This is a genomic window from Arthrobacter tecti (genome assembly GCF_054511355.1).
In genome coordinates, this window is record NZ_JBTNCT010000010.1 from 45,702 (window position 1) to 66,842 (window position 21,141).

Annotated in this window: 14 protein-coding genes; 11 read left to right on the forward strand and 3 right to left on the reverse strand. The window is 64.2% G+C overall.

Annotated elements, in window-relative coordinates:
• The first annotated feature begins 34 nt into the window (after positions 1–34).
• The 5 genes from ACX80C_RS12155 (at position 35) to ACX80C_RS12175 (ending at position 6,576) form a co-directional block, all read left to right on the forward strand.
• Positions 35–961 carry a dihydrodipicolinate synthase family protein gene (locus tag ACX80C_RS12155; protein WP_459326808.1) on the forward strand — a complete coding sequence of 309 codons (927 nt, stop codon included), beginning with the start codon at positions 35–37 and terminating at the stop codon, positions 959–961.
• Between the two features lie 3 nt (positions 962–964).
• Positions 965–1,921 (forward strand): ROK family protein, encoded by a 957-nt coding sequence (locus ACX80C_RS12160; protein ID WP_459326737.1) that lies wholly within the window; start codon positions 965–967, stop codon positions 1,919–1,921.
• Positions 1,918–2,595: an N-acetylmannosamine-6-phosphate 2-epimerase gene (locus ACX80C_RS12165; protein ID WP_459326738.1), complete on the forward strand. Its 678-nt coding sequence runs from the start codon at positions 1,918–1,920 to the stop codon at positions 2,593–2,595. Before ACX80C_RS12160 ends, ACX80C_RS12165 begins: the two co-directional genes overlap by 4 nt.
• Entirely contained in the window at positions 2,592–3,530 is a 939-nt protein-coding gene (locus tag ACX80C_RS12170; RefSeq protein WP_459326739.1) for an alpha/beta hydrolase, read from the forward strand. The genes ACX80C_RS12165 and ACX80C_RS12170 overlap by 4 nt, the downstream gene beginning before the upstream one ends.
• Before the next feature lie 97 nt (positions 3,531–3,627).
• Complete coding sequence (locus tag ACX80C_RS12175; protein ID WP_459326740.1) at positions 3,628–6,576, forward strand: exo-alpha-sialidase; 2,949 nt, start codon at positions 3,628–3,630, stop codon at positions 6,574–6,576.
• A 120-nt stretch (positions 6,577–6,696) separates the two neighbouring features.
• On the opposite strand, the gene ACX80C_RS12180 is transcribed toward ACX80C_RS12175, so the two are convergent.
• The gene (locus tag ACX80C_RS12180) at positions 6,697–7,404 is read right to left on the reverse strand and encodes an ABC transporter ATP-binding protein (protein ID WP_459326741.1); all 708 of its coding nucleotides are present in this window, start codon (positions 7,402–7,404) and stop codon (positions 6,697–6,699) included.
• A gap of 49 nt (positions 7,405–7,453) precedes the next feature.
• Positions 7,454–8,536, reverse strand: coding sequence for an ABC transporter permease (locus ACX80C_RS12185; RefSeq protein ID WP_459326742.1), 1,083 nt, complete (start codon positions 8,534–8,536; stop codon positions 7,454–7,456).
• Between the two features lie 185 nt (positions 8,537–8,721).
• Between ACX80C_RS12185 and ACX80C_RS12190 the strand changes: the two genes are divergently transcribed.
• The 5 genes from ACX80C_RS12190 to ACX80C_RS12210 all read left to right on the forward strand — a co-directional run bounded on the left by ACX80C_RS12190 (position 8,722) and on the right by ACX80C_RS12210 (position 13,677).
• On the forward strand, positions 8,722–10,035 hold the full coding sequence (locus tag ACX80C_RS12190) for a sensor histidine kinase (protein WP_459326743.1): 1,314 nt from the start codon (positions 8,722–8,724) through the stop codon (positions 10,033–10,035).
• On the forward strand, positions 10,028–10,672 hold the full coding sequence (locus tag ACX80C_RS12195) for a response regulator (RefSeq protein ID WP_459326744.1): 645 nt from the start codon (positions 10,028–10,030) through the stop codon (positions 10,670–10,672). The genes ACX80C_RS12190 and ACX80C_RS12195 overlap by 8 nt, the downstream gene beginning before the upstream one ends.
• A 169-nt stretch (positions 10,673–10,841) precedes the next feature.
• Positions 10,842–11,972 carry a Re/Si-specific NAD(P)(+) transhydrogenase subunit alpha gene (locus tag ACX80C_RS12200; protein WP_459326745.1) on the forward strand — a complete coding sequence of 377 codons (1,131 nt, stop codon included), beginning with the start codon at positions 10,842–10,844 and terminating at the stop codon, positions 11,970–11,972.
• Between the two features lie 2 nt (positions 11,973–11,974).
• A complete protein-coding gene (locus ACX80C_RS12205; protein ID WP_459326746.1) occupies positions 11,975–12,307 on the forward strand; it encodes an NAD(P) transhydrogenase subunit alpha part 2 in 333 nt (110 codons plus the stop codon).
• Positions 12,304–13,677 carry an NAD(P)(+) transhydrogenase (Re/Si-specific) subunit beta gene (locus ACX80C_RS12210; protein WP_459326747.1) on the forward strand — a complete coding sequence of 458 codons (1,374 nt, stop codon included), beginning with the start codon at positions 12,304–12,306 and terminating at the stop codon, positions 13,675–13,677. The genes ACX80C_RS12205 and ACX80C_RS12210 overlap by 4 nt, the downstream gene beginning before the upstream one ends.
• Before the next feature lie 125 nt (positions 13,678–13,802).
• On the opposite strand, the gene ACX80C_RS12215 is transcribed toward ACX80C_RS12210, so the two are convergent.
• On the reverse strand, positions 13,803–14,075 hold the full coding sequence (locus ACX80C_RS12215; RefSeq protein ID WP_459326748.1) for a GlsB/YeaQ/YmgE family stress response membrane protein: 273 nt from the start codon (positions 14,073–14,075) through the stop codon (positions 13,803–13,805).
• A 326-nt stretch (positions 14,076–14,401) separates the two neighbouring features.
• Here ACX80C_RS12215 and ACX80C_RS12220 point away from each other — a divergent pair, with 326 nt between their 5' ends.
• On the forward strand, positions 14,402–21,094 hold the full coding sequence (locus tag ACX80C_RS12220) for an Ig-like domain-containing protein (RefSeq protein ID WP_459326749.1): 6,693 nt from the start codon (positions 14,402–14,404) through the stop codon (positions 21,092–21,094).
• Positions 21,095–21,141 lie beyond the last annotated feature (47 nt).

Consider the following 21,141-nt stretch of genomic DNA (forward strand, 5'->3'; position numbering starts at 1 on the left):
ACCAACTGCTAGAACCTGGAGAACTATCGTGGCAATCGCGCCTACTTCCCGTTTCCACGGCGTCATCCCACCCGTGGTGACACCCCGCACCTCTGATGGCGCTGTTGACGTTTCCTCCCTGGAGCGCGTGGCCAAGCACCTGCTCGACGGCGGTGTGAACGGACTTTTCGTCCTTGGCTCCTCCGCGGAGGTGCCTTACCTGACAAACGACGAGCGCGGCGTCGTCGTCCGGACGATCGCCGGCGTGAACGCAGGGCAGGTGCCCCTCATTGTGGGCGCCAATGAACAGACCACCAACCGTGTCATCGAGGAAGGCCGGCGCATGGTGGAGCTCGGTGCCGACGCGCTGGTAGTGACCTCGCAGTACTACGCAATTTCGGATGTGAACGAAACCGAAACCCATTTCCGTTCCGTCCACGCCGCGCTGGACGTGCCCATCTTCGCCTACGACGTCCCGGTACGCACCCACTACAAGCTCCCGCTGAACCTGCTGGTGCAACTCGGCCGCGACGGGGTGATCGCGGGCGTCAAGGACTCCTCCGGTGATGACGTTGCGTTCCGCCAGTTGCTCATCGCATCCAGGGACATCCCCAACTTCGACATTTTCACCGGGCACGAGGTCGTGGTGGACGGCGCGCTGCTCGGTGGGGCGCAGGGTGTGGTTCCCGGGCTCGGGAACGTTGATCCCGCCGGGTACGCCAGGCTGTACAGCTCCGCCGTCGCGGGTGACTTCGCGTCGGCGGCACGCGAGCAGGATCGGATTACCGACGTGTTCAACATCGTCTATGCCGCAACCCCCGGGCGGGTCTCGGCCGGCGCTGCCGGTCTGGGCGCATTCAAGACGGCGCTCATGCTCATGGGCGTGATCGACACCAACGTCATGTCAACTCCTTTGCTCGCCTTGAATTCGAGCGAGACTGCCGCGATCAAGGTCATCCTCGAACGCAACGGTCTGCTGTAGGGCATGCGATACGCGCTTGGCATCGACCTTGGCGGGACCAAGACTGCCGCGGGGCTGGTCGATGAGGACGGTCGGGTGCTGTTCGTCGACCAGACGCCGACGCCCGCCCTGGACGGAGCTGGGGCCATTCTGGATTCCACGGCACAGTTGGTTCTCGGGCTGCTTCGGAAAGCGGACGCGGAGGGCATGACGCCCGAATCGGTCGGCATCGGATCAGCAGGCGTGATTGACTCGACCCGCGGCGTCGTGGTGTCCGCCACCGATTCGATTGCCGGGTGGGCTGGAACACGCCTAACGGAGGGTGTCACGGCGCGGATCGGGCTGCCCTGCAGGGCGGTCAACGACGTCCACGCGCATGCGCTCGGTGAATCCTGGATCGGCGCTGCCGCAGGCAGCCGGAGCGCTCTGCTCGTGGCAGTGGGCACGGGTGTGGGCGGAAGCTTCGTTGTCGACGGCGTGGCCCAGCAGGGGGCGCGCTTCGCCGCCGGTCACGTGGGCCATTTCGCCTCTCCCTACGCGTACGACGACGGCGCCCCCCTGCCGTGCACATGCGGTCGTTCCGGACATGTGGAGGCAATCGCGTCCGGGCCGGCTATTCTCCAGGCCTACCTCCGCCTCGCACCGGCGGGAGCTCCTGCCGGGAACACCCGCGAAGTCTGTGCGCTCGCCGTCGCAGGTGATCCGATCGCCGGTCAAGCGATAAGCACGGGCGCCGCTGCGGCCGGGCAGGCAATTGGAGGTCTGGTCAACATCCTTGACCCCGAGGTGGTTGTGGTCGGGGGTGGCATGGCGGGCGCCGGGCAACTCTGGTGGGACGCCCTGTTGCGGGCTGCGTGCCTTGAATTGCTGGCTCCGCTGGCAGAGGTGCCAATCGTCCCGGCAACGCTGGGTGCACACGCCGCCGTCGTCGGCGCTGCCCGCCTGGCACTCACCAACCAACCCGCGAAGGTGACTTCATGATGGACCTCGAAAGCCTGCGCGGCCGGCTAATCGTCTCCTGTCAGGCCTATCCGGGAGAACCAATGCGGGACTCCCGCACCATGGCACAGCTTGCGCAGTCCGCCGTGATTGGCGGCGCCGCGGCCGTGCGGGTGCAGGGGATCGCCGATATCCAGCAGACCCGCTCAGCTGTTGAGGTGCCGGTGATCGGGTTGTGGAAGGACGGTCACGACGGCGTCTTCATCACCCCAACTCTCCGGCATGCGCTGGCGTGTGCCAACGCAGGGGCCCATGTCGTCGCCATTGACGGTACCCGGCGCGCACGACCGGACGGTGCGTCCCTTGAGGAGACCATCCACGGTATTCATTCCGCGTCCCACGCGCTGGTGATGGCCGACTGCGGTTCACTGGATGACGCGCTGGCTGCCGCCGGCGCGGGCGCGGATCTCATCGGCACAACACTCGCCGGGTATACCGGCGAACGTGAGAAGACAGCCGGCCCGGACCTGCAGCTGCTCGAACAGTTGTCGGCCGCCGGGATGGGTTGTCCGATCGTTGCCGAAGGGCGCATCTCCACCCCCGAGCAGGCGCGGCATGCCCTGGATGCGGGCGCATTCGCCGTCGTTGTGGGCACCGCGATCACCCATCCCGCCTCCATTACCAGCTGGTTCGTTGGAGCGCTGGGAGCAGAATGACGGACGCGTTTGTTGCCCGGGTTGCTCCGGAACTTCTCGACGGACTCGCCTACTCCGGAACCTTGCCGCCGCCGTCAACGGTTGAGGAGCTAGCGACCTTTCGCGCACGCGCAGCGGCATTGATCCCGCCGTTCAACGAAAGAGCGTCGTGCGTAAGGCGCCGCGAACACGACGGTCCCGGTATTGCACTGTGGAGCTACACGCCGCCCGGGGGCGGTCCCTTTCCCGCGATCTACTGGATTCACGGCGGTGGCATGATCAGCGGGAGCCTTCGCGCCGATCAGCCGTACTGCACAGCGCTGGCCGAAGAGACAGGGTGCGTGGTGATCGCGGTGGACTACCGGCTCGCACCCGAAAATCCGCACCCGACGCCCGTTGAGGACGCTTACGCCGGGCTGGAGTGGGTTATCTCCCAACAGGTGGAGCTGCGCATCGACGCCGAGCGGGTTGCGATCGGCGGCTCCAGTGCCGGAGGCGGAATCGCCGCGGCCGTAACGCTGATGGCACGGGACCGGGGCGGCCCGCAGCTCGCATTCCAGTACCTGATGTACCCGATGCTCGATGACGTTCAGGACTCGCCTGCCGGCACCGAGTTCTCGGGAGTTCCGACGTGGAGCACGGAGCGGAACCGGTTTGCGTGGCGTTGCCTGCTTGGTTCCTCGTTCGGGTCCGCCGAGGTGAGTTCCTATGCGGCTCCAGCGCGTGCGGCAGACCTGCGGGGGCTTCCCCGAGCCCTGATCCAGGTGGGCGAGCTCGACCTCTTCCGGGATGAAGACATCAGCTACGCGGCCAGGTTGCTGCAGGCGGGAGTTCCGACCGAACTGCACGTCTATCCCGGCGCGTACCACGGGTTCGAACTGGTTGCTCCGCACGCGCACCTCAGCAGGCAGGCTCTTGAAGACCGGAATCGGGCATTCACCCGGGTGTTGCACTAGGAAAGGAGAAAGAGGGGTAAATCTCACGTAGAAGACATAGGACGTGGTACGTCACTATCGAAGCTCCACCGACAAAGAAGTCAGGAAAAGGACATCCATGAAGCAACGACAAAGCGGGTCCCCCAGCCGTAACAGGCTCGGACTCGCCACTCTGATCGCTGCGGTGCTTGTGGCAACCGCAGCACCCGCCCACGCCGCACCGGTGCCTGCGCTCGCACCGGCGGACCCACCGGGTTCGTTCACTGAAACAAACCTCGGCGCTGAACTCATCAGTCCCTTCGCCTCCTATCGCATCCCCGCCCTGGCCTACCTTGGCGACGGTGTGGTGCTGGCCTCCTGGGACGGCCGTCCGTTCAACGCCGCCGATGCGCCCAACCCGAACTCGATCGTCCAACGCCGAAGCACCGACGGCGGGAAAACCTGGGGCCCCATCGAGGTGATCGCGGCCGGATCCGTCACCGCATCCGGCCAGGAGTCGCCCAAGTTCGGCTATAGCGACCCCAGCTACGTCGTGGATGAAGAGACCGGCAAGGTATTCAACTTCTTCGTCTATTCGAAGGACCAGGGCTTCCACGGCAGCACCTTCGGCAATGACGACGCCAACAGGAACGTGATCAGCTCTGCCGTCATTGAGTCCGACGACGGCGGCATCACCTGGTCTGAACCACGCCTCATCACCAAAACCACGAAGCCCGGCAGCAATCCTGCGAACCCGGCGCCCGGAGACGTGCGCAGTAACTTCGCCTCCTCCGGCCAGGGCATCCAGCTGAAGTACGGCAAGTATGCGGGCCGCCTGATCCAGCAGTACGCCGGCGACGTACTGCAGCCGGACGGTACGCGCTCCATCCAGGCGTACAGCGTCTACTCAGACGATCACGGCCTCACGTGGCAGAAGGGCGAGAACGTTGGCGTCCGGATGGATGAGAACAAGACGGTCGAACTCTCCGACGGCCGCGTGATGCTGAACTCGCGGGACAGCGGCAATGGTGGATACCGCAAGGTAGCGATCTCCACGGACGGCGGACACAGCTACGGGCCGGTCACGCAGGACTTCGAATTGCCTGACCCGACCAACAACGGCTCAATCACGCGGCTTTTTCCGGATGCCGCGCAGGGCACGCCGGATGCGAAGAAGCTGATCTTCTCCAACTCCAACAGCCAGAGTTCCCGCAGCAACGTCTCCGTTCGCGTCTCCTGCGATGATGGTGAGACGTGGCCATCCGTCCGGTCCGTCCGGTCCGGGTTCTCCGCATACTCGACTTTGGAGCGGCTGGAGGACGGCCAGATCGGCCTCCTGTACGAGTCCAGCTATACCGACGGAATCACCTTCTCCAAGTTCGACGACGCCTGGTTGAACTACGTCTGTGCCCCACTTGAGGTCGACGACGTCAAGCTCGCCCCCGGTGAAGCAGTGGACGTTCCGGTGACCATCTCGAACCAGGAACAAACCGCTGTTTCGGGTGAGGTCACCATCGACACGCCGGAGGGGTGGACCGCACCCGTCGTCGACGTACCTGCAATCGCGCCAGGAGAGTCGGCCACCATCACCGTCCCGCTGACAGCCGGCGACAACGCCGCCGCCGCGTCAAAGCTCGACGCCGTATTCACGGCAGCGCAGGGCGGACAATCGCGGCACTCCTTCCAGGCCGCGGCAGACGCCGTCGGGCTGTCCATAACGGGAGCGCCCGCTGATCCGAACCGCGACGTGGACACGAATCCGTATGCGGTGGGTGATCGGGTTGCCTACAACTTCCGCGTTACGAGCACGGCTACGGTGACCACCAGCGCCGTACCGACAGCCGGCAACTTCGACATTGGATTCCTGCCGCCGACCGCTCCGAACTGCCGGTTCCGTGTCCTTCCCGCCGGCGATGCCTACAACTGCACCACGGCGAAGCACACCGTGACGCAGGAGGACGTCGACCGGGGTTACTTCGTCCCGACGGCAACCTTTGAATCGACCTCGACCACCGATCCGGCGCTGACCAAGACGGTCAACTTCACCGGACAGGCGTTGTTCCTGAACTCTGCGGGCAAGGCGAACGCCCTCGCCGCGGAAATCATTGGTTCGCGTACCGACACCAACCGCGATCTGGCGGCCAACCCGTACACAGCGGGCGAGCAGGTGCCGTATTCCTTCCATGTGACCAACACAGGGCTGGTCACCGAGGCGACTGTCCCGACGTCGGGCAATTTCGCTCCGTTTGTACCGCCGGGTCCGGGTAACTGCCGGTTCCTCGTGCTGCCGGCAGGGAATGACTACACCTGCGGCACCCCTCGCCACACCGTTACCGAACAGGAAGCAGCAGACGGTTTCTTTGTGCCGCTGACCACCTGGACGCTCAGTGCCGCGGGATTCCCGTCGAAGGAACTGACCATCAACGGCGGCGAGACGGACCTGGCCGAACGCAATTCCGAGCTGGCAGCCACGGCTGTCACCACGGAGATCACCGATACAAACGACGACGGCGTGGACAGCGTCGGCGATGAGGTGACTCAAAGCGTGACGGTCACCAACAGCGGCAATGTCCGGCTGACCGATGTCGCGCTTGAAGGCTGGGGCGGCGCAGTCCCCGAGTTGGCCGTCGATAGTGCCACCACCTTCACCCGGACGTTCACTCTGTCCGAGGCGCAGGTGCAGGCCGGAGCGATCGAGGCGGTTGACGCCGTCGTCGCCGGTGCCAATGGCAGCCGAATCGCGGAGGCTCAGGTCGCCGCGGAGGCGTACCAGCTGGACGTCGAGCCCGGCTTCACGCCTGAGGTGCCAACCAGGGATCAGTTGAAGCACGACAGCGAGGCCGACTTCGGTGCGCCCCGTACTCCTGTGGTTCGCGGCGAGGACGTGACCCTTACGCTCCCGGAGGCGGGCTCCTGGTACTTCCTCCACGAGGACACCGAGCCACTGGGCTGGTTCCAGGCCGACGACGCCGGACAGGTGACCTTCAGCTTCGACGCCGATGCCGGCCCGGGTGCACGGAGGGTCTCGGTCACTGACGGTGAGGGTCAGTACGTGGGCTGGGACCGCGTGGTGCTCTCCGGCCGGTAACCCGGCCGACCGAACCGCAGCAAGCATCGAGTGGCCAGTTATGACCGGTTTCAACGCGAAACCACGTCATAACTGGCCGCTCGATGCGCAAAGGAGGACATGATCTGCCGCGGGCGGGCCTTATGCGGCGATGAGTCGGGGATCGGTAAGGCTGCCGTCACGCATGGTGGCAACGGCATCAGTGAGGGGAACGAATTCGGTGTCATGGGTGACCATGACGGTGGCTACGTCGAATTCCCGGGTGATGCGGCACAACAGGCGCACTATCGACTCGGAGCGCTCATGGTCCAGGGCTGCGGTGGGCTCATCCACGAGCAGGACCGCCGGCCGGCCCATCAGGGCACGGGCGACATTGACCCGCTGACGTTGCCCTCCTGACAGTTGATGCGGGCGGCGGCTCCCGGATTCGGCGAGTCCGACGACGTCAAGCATCTCCATCGCACGGGACCTGGCGTCTTTGGAGGAGCTACCGCGGAGATGCTCGGCGATGACCAGTTGTTCAACGGCTGTCAGCGAAGGAAGCAGATTCGGTTGCTGGAAGATGATCCCGATCTTCTCCCGGCGCAGTTTGGTTCGATCCCTGTCCTGCAACGTTGTGACGTCAATCCCGCCGATGCAGACCCGGCCGCTGGTCGGGTGTATCAGGGTCGCCGCGACGGCCAGGAGGCTGGACTTTCCAGAGCCGGAGGGGCCGACCAGCGCGGTGACGGTACCGGCAGCGGCGGAGAGGTTGACATTGTCGAGGGCCTTGAGAGTTCCGTTCTCCCCGTCGGGATATTCGAGGGTGACACCCTCAAGGTTGAGGGCTGGGTTATAGGTGGTGTTCATGGCCTGTCCTTCACTGAACGAGTAGGTGCGCTGTGCCCGTGCTGGTTGCCTAGTTGCCGCCGAGAGCGATCAGCGGATCGACCTTGGTGACGCGGCGCACGGCAATGGCGGAGCCTGCGAGGCCGAGCAGGATGATGCCGGTGATGGGCAGCAGCGTGGTGGCGGCTGTGGTGAGAAATGGTGCGGCCTGTGCGGCGAATATTCCACCGATGACGCCGAGCCCTCCGCCGAGCGCCGCACCGGCCAGCAGCACGATGGCCGCTTGAGTAATGGCGTCCTTCAATACGTACCCGTTGGAACCGCCGAGTGCCTTGAGCACGGCAATGTCCCTGGTGCGCTGGACAGTCCTAACCGTGAGGAAGGCAACGATCACCAGCGCGGAGATCCCGTAGAGGAAGCCCTGCATCATTGTCAGCGAGCCGTTCTCCGAAGAAAAGGAACCCAGCGCGGAGAAACTGCCGGTCTTCGTTGTGCTGACCGTTTCTGCCGCTGCATCAATGTCTGCGACGGCTATTGCACCGGCGGCATCGCCGTCGTAGTTGGCTGCGATGACGGTACCGATGACATCCGGATCGGACACATGGGCGAAGTCCCGCCAGTCGGACAACGCGGCCCACACCACCGGTGAGTGGCTGTACCACTGGTTATCGATGATCCCGGCGACGAGCAGCTCAGTGCCGCTGATCAGGACGGTGTCACCGACGGCGATTTCCAGGTCTTCGGCAACCTGGGCACTAACGGCTACTTCACCCTTCTCCAGTGCTGCCGGTGCGAGCTCGCCGTCCGGGGCGGCAGCGAAGACTGCCACGTTGGTGGTTCCGCCGGACTGCATACGGGTCTGCGTGATGCCCAGCGGTTCCGCATGGCTCACTCCAGCGGCCTGCTCCCATAGGTTCACCTGCTTCGCGGTGACTTGTGATTCGGTGTAGGAAGCCTTGGGTTCGTTGCCGGCTGGGGCGCCGAACGCAATGGTGGTTGCCTTTAACTCCTTGACTCCGGACGTCGATTGATTGGCCAGGCCGGCCGTGAGCCCGGAGAGCATGACCAAGAGCAGACTGATCAGCGCGACCACCGATCCCATCAGGGCGAACCGGCCCTTGGCGAAGCGGATATCCCGCAGAGCTAGATACATTCCTTGATCACTTCTTTCATGACTTCCAATTGGAAAGTTGCAGTTTCTCCTGCCTTATTCCACTTTCCGCGCTTTCGCGGAGCGCCACATGGGCAGTCCGGTTGATCGCGAATCAACGGACGGTTGATTGCCCGGTCAATCATTCGGTTGATGCCCGCCGCTGCGATCGCAATTAGTCTGGGGAAATGCCTGTCCAAAGTTCGATCGGTGCTGCTGTCACTGGCGAGTTGGTGCTGCGCATTTTGCGCCTCGGGCTGCATATCGGTTTTGCAGTGCTGCTCACCGTTGGCACAGTCCGGATGCTTTTGAGTGAACCGGGATCTGCAGGCAAATACGGCGGTTTAGTGCTGGCCGGGACGCTGGCTGCGGTCTATTTGGTCGGCACATTGGCCGAGAAACGGGCGGCCGAGGGGCGTCCAATCTGGGGAATCGTTGATGCGGGTCGATACGGGCCCGCATGGCTGGCCGTCATCACTGGCTTGTGGGCGTTCGTGCTTGTCATCCATCCTGACTTTTCCTGGCTGGCGTTCCCGCTGTTCTTCCTGCATCTTCACTTACTGAAGACAGGTCATGCCATCGTCGCGGTCGCTGCGATCACCGTCGTCGTGATGGCCGCACAGTGGTACCACAACGGTGAACTGCACATTGCCATGGTTCTTGGTCCAGTCCTCGGAGCCGGTTTCGCGGTCATCATGGGCCTTGCCTACCAGGCGCTTCATGCCGAAAGCGTCAACCAGCGTCGGGCTTTGCAGGACCTGCACCGCACCCGGACCGAGCTCGCACGCAGCCAACACGAAGCCGGCGCCCTGGCCGAACGCGAACGGCTGGCCCGCGAAATCCACGACACCCTTGCCCAGGGGCTGTCCAGTATTGTGCTGATTTCCCGGGCGGCCGACGCGGCGCTCGAAGCTGACCAAGCGGACCTGGCGCAGGAGCGGGTCAGGATCATCCACGCGACAGCCGCAGAGAACCTGACCGAGGCTCGCCGCTTTGTCCGTGGTTTGAGCACCGGGCATATCGAGGAAGGTTCGCTGATTCAAAGCCTTCGGCGCACCTGTGAGAGCACCGAACGGCAGGCGGCGGCCCGGGGGCAAAATTTGCGGTGCCGTTTCAAGCTTGATGGTGAACCCATCCTGTTGCCGGCGCCCTATGAGGTGGCCCTGCTGCGCGCGGCCCAATCGGCGATGTCCAATGTGGCTATCCATGCCCAGGCATCCACTTCCGTACTTTCCTTGAGTTTTGTGGGATCGGACGTGACGCTGGACGTTTTCGACGACGGCATCGGGTTCAACGCCGCTGAAACCCTGAGCACGCCCACGCAACGCCCGGACGGTTCCGGGTTCGGCCTGATATCCATCCGCGAACGAGTGGCTGCGCTCAACGGCAGCCTGGATATTGAGTCAACGCCTGGCGAAGGGACCGTCGTCGCCATCCGTCTGCCATTGGCCGAACACCTCGGTGATGCTGAAACGGACACCGGCAAGGAAAGCCATGAGTGAGATCCGGATCCTGCTGGTTGATGATCACCCCGTGGTGCGGGCCGGGTTACGTGCCATGCTCGGCGAACTCGACGGCGTGACCATCGCAGCAGAAGCTGCCGACGGCGCCGAGGCCATAGTGATGCTCAAACGCGCCCAGACCCTCGGTGAGCGGATCGACGTCGTGCTGATGGATTTGCAGATGGGTGCCGGCATGGACGGGGTGACTGCCAGCCGCGAGATCCAAAAGCTACCCGCCGGTCCGCCCGTGCTCATTCTGACCACCTACGATACCGACGCAGACATTCTCGCCGCTGTCGAAGCAGGGGCGAGTGGTTACATGCTCAAGGACGCACCACCCGAGCAGATCCATCAAGCAGTCCAACGCGCGGCCGCGGGTCAAACCGCACTCGCCCCCGAAGTGGCTGCCCGGTTGATGGGGCGCCTTCAGAACCCGGTGACAGCCTTGAGCACCCGCGAGCTGCAACTCGTCGAACTGCTCGCGACCGGTGCATCCAACCGGGAAATCTCCAGACAACTCTTCATCAGTGAAGCCACGGTCAAAACCCACCTCGTCCACATCTACGAGAAGCTGGGCGTGGATAACCGGACGGCAGCGATCGCCGTTGCACGAGAGCGCCGCATCATCCGGGATTGACGCTCGCCGGACGCGCTACCCGCCAGCGTCGAAGCTCCTCGTCATTGCAGCCGTCATCAAGATTGCGCAACACTCGCAGGCAGGTCTGTTCCTAAGGCCGCCGCTGCTGTGTGATGCTAAGTCTGAGCGGCCCAGGCAAGGATGCCGGCCGCCCGAAAGGGGACATGCTGTGCTGGTTGGAGTGAAACGGGAAACCAGACCCGGCGAGCGGCGCGTCGCGGCCACACCCGCAACGGTCCGCCAACTCGCCAAACTGGGGCTGGAAGTCGTCATCGAGGCCGAGGCCGGGACCCATGCCGGGCACGACGACGCCGCCTACCGCGAGGCCGGCGCCGACGTCGTACCCCGCCTCGGCCAGGTTGACGTCCTCTGCCATGTGGCGCCGCTGACTCCGGAGGAAGCGGGCGCGCTCAAGCCGGGCACCATCACCGTTGGTCTCGCCTCGCCGTCGGCTGAACTCCAAACCGTGAACGCTCTTGCGAACGCCGGCGCCACAGCTTTTGCCCTGGAACTGATCCCGCGGATCTCCCGCGCGCAGTCCATGGACGCGCTGTCCTCCCAGTCCCTCGTGGCCGGCTACCGCGCCGTCCTCGAAGCCGCGATCCGCTTCCCCCGCTTCTTCCCCCTCTACATGACGGCAGCCGGGACCGTGCCGCCGGCGCGCGTGGTGGTGCTCGGCGCGGGCGTCGCGGGGTTGCAGGCGATCGGCACAGCCAAGCGGTTGGGCGCGAGGGTTTCCGCGTACGACGTCCGCCCCGCCTCCGCCGATGAAGTCACCTCACTCGGCGGCACCTTCATCCACCTCGACCTCGACACCATCGAGGGCGCCGGCGGGTACGCCCGCGAGATGAGCGAGGATCGCGCCGCACGCCAACGCGAACTCCTTGCCCCGCACATTGCCGCCGCGGACGTCCTCATAACGACGGCGGCCATCCCCGGCCGGCCCGCGCCCCTGCTGGTGACTACCAAGATGGTGGCCGGGATGCGCGCCGGGGCTGTCGTGGTCGACCTGGCCGCCGAGACCGGGGGCAACGTGGAAGGCACAAAGGCGGGGCACGACGTCGTCGTACCGGGGATCGGCGGAAACGTCACCCTGGTGGGGCTGAAGGACGCGGCCTCAGCAATGGCGGCAGACGCCTCGCGCCTGTTTGCCGCGAACGTTGCCAATCTTGTGGAGCTCATGACGGTTCAGGGCCGCGTGGTGCCGGACTTCGACGACGACGTCGTTGCCGGCGCCTGCCTCACCCACGAGGGCAAGGTGCGCCACCAACCCACCGAAGCTGCGCTGAGAGGAGTCTGACCATGGACCTACCCACCCTGCTCACCGTGGTGGTGCTCGCCGTCTTTGTCGGGTTCGAGGTGGTCTCGAAAGTGACGAGTACCCTCCACACGCCGCTGATGTCCGGTGCCAACGCGATCCACGGGATCATCCTGATCGGCGCGATCCTCGTGGCCGGTCAGACCACCGAGCCGCTGCCGCTGGTGCTCGCGCTCCTCGCCGTGCTCCTCGCGACCGCCAACCTGGTGGGCGGGTTCGTCGTCACGGACCGCATGCTGCACATGTTCCGGGGTCGAAATCCTGCCAAAGACAACGCAGCGAAGTCCGGAACGTCACCGAAGGAGCCCGGGGCATGAACCTCCTTACCGCCGAGGCAACTGCCCTGCTCTACCTCGTTGTGGCCGTGTGCTTCATCCTCGCCCTGAAGGGCCTGAGCTCACCGCGCACAGCCCGCCGCGGAAACCTGATCGGCGCGGCGGGAGCTGCGCTCGCGGTCGTCACCGTCTTCCTCTCGGTCCGGCTCGAGAACCTGCCGGCAATCCTCGTGGCCATCATCATCGGTGCAGGTATTGCCGCGCCGATTGCCCGACGCGTCCAGATGACCCAGATGCCGCAGCTCGTGGCCCTGTTCAACGGCGTGGGCGGCGGTGCTGCTGCCCTGGTGGCCATCCTCGAACTGGCCGAGCACGACGACGGCTGGGTGCGCGCCGCCGTCGTCTTCACCCTCGTGGTGGGTGCGGTCTCGTTCTCCGGTTCTGCCGTCACAGTTGCGAAATTGCAGGAACTCATGACCACCCGGCCCGTCGTGTTCGGCGGGATGCGCTGGGTGATGACGGCCGTCGTCGTCGTTCTGTTGGTGGCGGCGGGATTCGTGACCGCGACCGGGAGCGTGGTGTGGGCTACGGTCCTGCTGCTGCTCGGGCTGGTGGGCGGTGTGCTGCTGGTGCTGCCGGTGGGCGGGGCGGACGTGCCCATTGTCATCTCGTTGCTGAATGCGTTCACCGGGCTGGCGGTTGCGGCGTCGGGCGTGGTGCTCAATAACGTGCTGCTGCTGGTCGCCGGAACGCTGGTCGGGGCGAGCGGCACCATCCTCACCCGTGCCATGGCGTCCGCGATGGGACGCGGTGTGGCGGGCATCCTGTTCGGTGCTTTCCGGGGAGGTTCGACGGCGGGAGGCGGCGCGGTGAGCGACCGGCCGGTGCGCTCGTCCGGGCCTGAGGACGTCGCCGTCATGCTCGGGTATGCGCAGCGGGTGGTGATCGTACCGGGCTACGGGCTCGCGGTCTCCCAGGGGCAGCACACCATTGCGGAGCTGGCGGATGCGCTGGAGGCCCGGGGCGTGAAGGTGTCCTTCGCGATCCACCCGGTCGCCGGACGCATGCCGGGGCACATGAACGTCCTGCTGGCGGAGGCGAACGTGCCGTACGAGTCGCTGAAGGAGATGTCCGAAGTAAACCCCGAGTTCCGGAACATGGACGTGGCGCTGGTGGTGGGGGCGAACGACGTCGTCAATCCGGCGGCCAAGACCTCGCCGGGTTCGCCGATCTACGGGATGCCGATCCTCGAGGTGGGCGACGCCGGGCAGGTGGTGTTCCTGAAGCGGTCCATGCGCCCGGGATTCGCAGGAATCGAGAACGAGTTGCTGTACTCGCCGAAGACCACGCTGCTGTTCGGTGACGCGAAGGATTCGCTGACGAAGGTGCTGGGGGCGGCGAAGGCGCTGTAGGCTGATCGCTCCCTACCCACTCGTCCCGCGCCGTGCTCAACAAAAACTGCCCGTGAGTGCAGGGCTGCCGGTTCGAACCGGCGCGCCTGCACTCGCGGGCAGTTTTTGTGAAGGGTAAGCCCGTTTTACCGGCGGACGCTGCGGTTCTTGCGGCCGGACATCGACTCTGCGACGCCGATCAGCAGCACGGACGCAACGACGGCGACGATGAAGCCGATGATGTTGAGCTCGAAGATGCCGCCGGTGCCAAGCAGGTTCGCGATGATGCCGCCGATCAGCGAACCGACAACGCCGAGCAAGAGCGTGGCGACCCAGCCCAGGTTCTGCTTGCCCGGTTTGATGAGCCGCGCGATTGCGCCGATGATGAGTCCGGCAATGAGGAATCCGATAATAGCCATGCTGTATTGCCTCCAGTTGTAGATGTTCCTCGGAAACAATAAGTCTGCTTTGCATTAAGTGCAATACGAACTGGAGTTCGCACCCGGGATATATAACCCGAAGCGTATTAGTTTCCAGCAGCTATTCCTCGGAAGACCTGCGTGATAGGACTGAAAACAAGCAGCATTTGGGGAAAGCTAGTGAGGGAGCAATAGTGCGGCGTAGGTCTCAAGTTTCAGGGTATTTCACTGGGTTCCGGGCAGCGTTCCGCGATGCGGCAGATAGGAACCACCGGCCACCGAGGGTGCTTGCGGGCTTCACCGCAGGAATTCTCCTGGTCACTGGCGTGCTGGTCGCAGCACCGGCGCAGCAGGCATTCGCCGTGCCGGAACGCCTGCTGTGCGTGCCGGAAGGCGTCATAGTCAGTGCGCCCGCAGGGGCGACGCAAAGTCGGTTCGAGCGCCTTGGCTTCGTCGAGCAACCTGATGGCACACTCACCGTGAACCGGACACCGATCGGTTCGGGCGTCCTGCCCGAAAACGTCAATGGCATCGGCTACAACCCCCTCGACGGGTACGTTTACGGGAACAACCCTGCAGGCGATATTGTTCGTTTCGGGGAAGATGCCTCAGTTGGCTACGAGGTGCTCGGACGCCCAACGCTGAACGGCGTGCCGATCAGCGCGGGTAACGCGTCAGCAGTGGTCTCGTCTGCGGGAAGGTACATCTGGCTTGGTGGCGGCAGCGGAGTCGCGATTACCATTTCATCGGTTGATCTCGCGAACCCGACAGGTCCCGCAACTCGGTTGGCCGTTACCGGGCCGGTAGCCTCCCGAATCCTCTCGGACATCTCCTTCAACCCTCTAAATGGACTGCTTTATGGGATATTCACGGGCGATGCAACCCTGTACTCAGTGAATCCGACAACGGGCGTGTCCGCCGCAGTCACTGGGATCACAGGGGATGGACCACCGTCCGCGGCCGGAGGATCATGGACTGATTCCTTTGGCCGGATGTACTTCTTCAATAACGCGACCGGCTCGACCATCTGGCGTTACGACCCTGCCATGAACGCGGGAGAGAACATCTCCAGTGCCCAGCAGGTCCAGGCGTTTGACGCCACCGCGTGCCTCCCGCCCGCTATCTCAAAGACTGCCAACCCCACGACGGTACGGCAGGGTGACACCATCACCTTCAGCTTTACGGTCGCCAATCCCACCGGTGGCCCGGTCACGTTGGGCACCTTCACTGACACCATTGCCCCCGGGCTGACTTGGAACCCTGACGGCGTCACGCCCGCATCACCGGGCGGCGGCACGGTTTCGATCAACGGTCAGGATCTGGTTATCCAGGGCATCACCGCACCATCGACCGCAAACGGTGAAACACCGCTGACCTTTACAGCCTCTGCCACAGTGGACGACGACGCCGTTGCCGACGACCTGACGAATGAGGCAGTGGCTGACTTCAACGGCACGCCGATCGGCTCGGACGATCCCGCGGCTGCGGGTGGAGATGATCCGACGACGTTCTCGATCCTGGTTCCCCCGACGCTGCAACCGGATGAAACGACGGCGGATCAGGGCGAGACCATCACCCTCGACATCCTGGCTAACGACACCGCGAACAACAGCACCTTGGACCCGGCGTCGGTACGTCTGATTGATGCCGATGGCAACCCACAGACCACCGTCACGATCGCCGGTGAGGGCACGTACACCGTTGATCCGGCAGACGGTTCCATATCGTTTGTGCCGGAACCCACCTTTGTCGGGGAGGGAACTTTGCTGACTTATCAGGTGTCGGACGCGAACGGCGACACCAGTTCCACGACTCTGCAGGTCACCAGCGTGGCGCCATCGGTGGATCCAACGGGGGTCGATGACACCCCGGCAACGGGCGCCTACAACACCGCCCAAACCATTGATGTCCTGGCCAATGATGACCCAGGCAACGACTTCGCTGAGTTCGATGTGACATCCGTGGTGCTCGTCGACTCGGCTGGCAACGGCGTCAAGACCCTTGCCGTTGCCGGCGTAGGAACGTACACGGTGGGCGCAGACGGTCAAATTACGTTTACACCGCTCGCGTCCTTCACGGGCGAGGCGCCGCCGGTGGATTACCGGGTGACCAATACCTTCGGTGACACCACAGGTGCTCAACTGACCGTCTCGGTTGCTGAGCCGGCTGACCCGGTGGGAACGCCTGATACGGAAGATGCTCCGTTCGGCGAAACCGTAACTTTCGCGGACCTGCTTTCCAACGACACGCTCGGTCCGGCTGGCGTTGAAGCCGTTCCAGGTTCGCTCCAATTGATTGACCCCGCCGATGGCGTCGCTAAAGACAGCTTCGTGGTTCCTAACGAAGGCACCTGGACGGTCCAGGCAGATGGTTCGGTGACGTTCGAGCCCGTGGACGGATTCGACGGCGAAGCCACGCCCGTCACATACCAGGCCACAACCAATGTTGGTGACACGGTCTCCTCGACGCTCACGGCTACGGTGTTCCCCGAGCCCTTGGCGGAAGACGACTCCGCGCAGACGGCCTTCAACCAGCCCGTGACGGCCCCTGTGCTCGACAACGACGACCCCGCCGTCGGCGGCGCTCCGCTCGATCCTGCCACAGTGCAGCTGATTGACCCCGCTTCGGGGGAGCCGGTTGACGGTCCGGTCACCATAACCGGACAGGGAACCTACACCGTGGATTCGGTATCCGGCGACGTGACGTTCACCCCTGCGGATGGATACTCCGGCACATCGACCATCGGCTACCAGGTTGCTGACACCAACGGCAGCGTGTCTGCGGCTACGCTCTCAGTTCTGGTGGGCGCCCCACCAGTCCTCGACGATGACCAGATCAATACCCCGATCGACACCCCGGTTCCCATCGACGTTCTCGATGGCGATGATGCTGCTTCTGGCCGGACTCTCGATCCAACGTCCGTGATCTTCCCTGAGACGGGACAGCCTGTGGGTGCGGATGTGTCCGATGACGGGCTGACCCTGACCATGCCGGGTGAAGGTACCTACGTCATTGATCCGGTCACGGGCGAGGTTGCGTTCACGCCGGTTGACGGCTTCAGCGACACCACCACGCCGATCATCTACCAGGCAGCAGACGACCTGGGGTCAACTGCGACTGCGGAAATCACCGTCGTCGTTGGCGCAGCTCCGACCACCGAGCGCGACGACGTTACGACAGCCTTCGGTACGCCGACGGCCCCGACCGATGTGCTGGCGAATGACGATTTCGACCCGCTGGATCCTCCCACGGACGGCTCCGTAGTGTTCCCTGACGCAGGCCAGCCGGCGGGTGCAGTTGTGAGTAATGCCGGTAAGACGTTGACCGTGCCGAACGTGGGCGTGTACACCGTCAACGGTGATGATGAAATCACCTTCACCCCCGCCCCCGGCTATTCCGGGGACGCACCGGACGTGAGCTACCAGGTGACAACCATGTCCGGCGCAACCGCCGTCGGACTCTTGGGTGTCACAGTGGGCAACCCACTTGTGGCGGACAATGATCAGGCAACCACGCCCGCTGGTTCCGCAGTGGACATCAATGTGATTGACGGTGACACGGCGGATGCCCCGATCAACACCGAAAGCGTTGCCTTCCCCGTGAACGGCCAGCCGGCGGGTGCCGTCGTCAGCGACGCCGGTAGGACGCTGACGGTGCCGGGTGAGGGCGTCTACACCGCGGACCCAGACACCGGCGTTGTGTCCTTCGCGCCTGTTCCAACGTTCACCGGGGACGCAACCCCGGTGATCTACCAGGTATCGGATGACGACGGCGTGAGCGACACCGCGAGCATCGCGGTTACCGTTGGGCCACTGCCGACGCTCACGGATGACACCGTGTTCACCAGCGAGGGTGCGGCCGTTGAGGTCGATGTGCTGGCCAACGACAGCGCCGCCAGTGGAGTGGACCTCGATCTCGCGTCCGTGATCTTCACCCCCGATGGTCTCCCTGCCGACGCTGTGATTTCCGACGGCGGGAAGACCCTGACCGTACCCGGCGAAGGGGTGTACGCGGTTGATTCCGGCAGCGGTACCATCACCTTCACGCCCGCCCCCGGTTTCACTGGGATTGCGGGACCGGTGACATACCAGGCAACGGATGAGAATGGCGCTGTTGCCACCGCGCAACTTGAGATTGCCGTCGGCGAATCGCCTCTCGCAGGTAATGACGAGGCCGACACCCCGTTCGGTGAGCCCACGGGACCAATCAACGTGCTCGGGAACGACGTAGCGGATCCCGCGTCAGCAATCGAGCCAACCTCGGTTGTGTTTCCGGCAGGCAACCAGCCCGCCGGGGCGACGCCGTCGTCGGATGGTAAAACGCTAACGGTGCCAGGCCAGGGAACGTATGTAATAAACCCTGACGGCACAATCGAATTCACTCCCGAGGACGGCTTCTCAGGCGGAGCAACGCCGGTCACCTACAGCGTCAGTGATGCAACGGGCGGCACGGACAGCGCAACGCTGGAAGTGACCGTCGGGGCTGCTCCAACGGCCGTGCCGGACACCGCACGTGGTGACCAGGACGCGCCCGTCACGCTCAACCCGTTGGCTAACGACACGGCAGATCCGCTGACCTCGCTCGACGAGACCAGCGTGGTCTTCCCGACAGACGGCCAGCCGGGAACGGTCTCACTCGATGGGAAGACTTTGACCGTGCCCGACCAGGGTACGTACGTGATAGCCGCGGATGGAGAAGTGACGTTCACACCAGTGGCAGGATTCACGGGTGCCGCAACGCCGGTTACCTACCAGGTGGCGGACGGCAACGGTGCAACTGCAACGTCGACCATCACGATCGCGGTGGGTGCTGATCCGATCGCTACGCCGGACACACCGGAAACCTCATTCGGTGAACCGGTGACCTTCGATCCGCTGGCGAACGATTCGGCAGATCCGCTGGCACCGTTCGATAAGACAAGTGTGGTCTTCCCAACGGCGGGCCAGCCCGGGGCGGTCTCGGATGATGGGAAGACGCTCACCGTCCCCGGCGAGGGAACCTATGTGATCGACCCCGTGACAGGCGAAATCACCTTCACACCCGATGCTGATTTCGAGGGAGAGGCGCGCGCCGTCACCTACGCGGTCACTGACGGTGAGGGCCGCTTAGCCACAGGCACCATTACTGCCGATGTCGGTGACGCACCTGTTGCCGGCGCCGACACTGCCCGCACACAGTCGGGTACTCCGGTCACTGTGCCGGTTCTCGGAAACGACTCGACCGACGAGGATACCTCGATGGATCCGATGTCCGTGACGTTCCCGACCGTGGGTCAGCCTGCGGGCGCGACGGTTTCCGACGACGGGCTCACGCTCACCGTTCCGAATCAGGGCACCTACACCGCGGATCCGGTTACCGGTGCGATTACGTTCGAGCCCGTTCCTGGTTTCGAAGGCACGGCTGCCGAGGTGCTCTACGGTGCTGCTGACCGTAACGGTGCCCTGACGACGGGAACGTTGGAGATCACGGTTGCTGCGCTCGTGGACGCCGTCGACGATCAGGGATTCACCCCGTTCGGTGCGGATGTGACCGTTCCGGTACTCGGCAACGACGTCACAGGCGTTGACCAACCTTTCGATCCTGGAACACTGGTGTTCCCAACGGCGGGTCAGCCGGGCACCGTTTCCGACGACGGGCTCACGCTGACCGTACCGGGTGAGGGTGTCTACACCATCGATCCGGCAACGGGTGGCATTCTGTTCTCGCCCGAGGACGGGTTCACGGACGCTGGACAGCCTGTCACATATCAGGTGACCAATGCTGAGGGCGTCACGGTGTCGGCCAACCTGACCATGACTGTTGGTTCTGCACCCGTAGCGGTCCGCGACGAAGCCGGAACCCTGCCGGATCAGCCGGTGGACATCGACATTCTCGGTAACGACCTATCCGATGACAGGGCGGACCTGGTTCCGGGTACCGTCATCTTCCCGGCTGATGGGCAGCCTGCCGGGGTTACCGTTTCACCTGACGGGAAGACCCTGATCGTTCCGGGTGAAGGCGTCTATACGGTCAATGCAGACGGAACAGTCACCTTCACACCCGAGGACGGATTCGAGGGCAGCGCTACCGAAGTGATCTACGAGGTGGCAGACGTCAACGGTGTTACCGCGCAGGCGCCGATCGCGGTTACTGTCGCGCTATCCCCGGTTGTGGTGGATGACACCGCCTCGACCGAATACGACACTCCCGTCACGGTCGACGTCCTCGGTAACGACGCCGGCAACCAGTTGGATCCCGGATCCGTTGTCTTCCCGACCGACGGGCAGCCTGGCGGAGCAACGGTTTCAGGCGATGGGAAGACGTTGACTGTTCCAGGTGAGGGTGTCTACACCATCAATGCTGACGGGACCGTGACGTTCGACCCGGACTCGGCGTTCAGCGGTGAGACGACGACGCCGGTCCTGTATGAGGTGAGTGACGCCGACGGTCTGACGGAATCTGCTTCGTTGGCAGTCACGGTGGGCGCCGGTCCGGCGGCGGACACTGCACCGGATGAAGCGGCCACATCGATGGGCGAACCGGTCACGTTCAACCCGTTGGTGAATGACCGGCCCTCCGCCGGCGCTGAGTGGGACCTGAGCACACTCAACTTCCCCACGGATGGACAGCCGGAAGGTGCGAGCGTTTCCGCGAACGGCAAGACACTGACCGTTCCGGGGGAGGGTGTCTACGTCATCAATGCAGACGGCACCATCACGTTTACCCCGGAGGAGGGTTTCATTGGCACAACGAGCGCGATCACCTATGAAATCACAGACACAGCGGGCGTTGTGGTCACCGGCACGGCATCCGTCACGGTTGAGGGCCAGCCCTCACCGGATCCGACGCCCACCCCGACGCCCACCCCGCCGCCGGGTGACGACGATGGCGGGCGCGACGACGACGGCGATGGCCTGCCGGATACCGGCGCCTCGAATGCAACCTTCATTGTGCTCGGGTTGGCGCTGCTGCTGCTGATCGGCGGCGCGCTGGTGAAGGTACTGACGGCCCGCCGCCGCACCGATGAGCAGGCTGAGTAGCACGGAGGATAGGCAAACCTCGCGCTAAGCGTGGGTAGGGCAGGTGG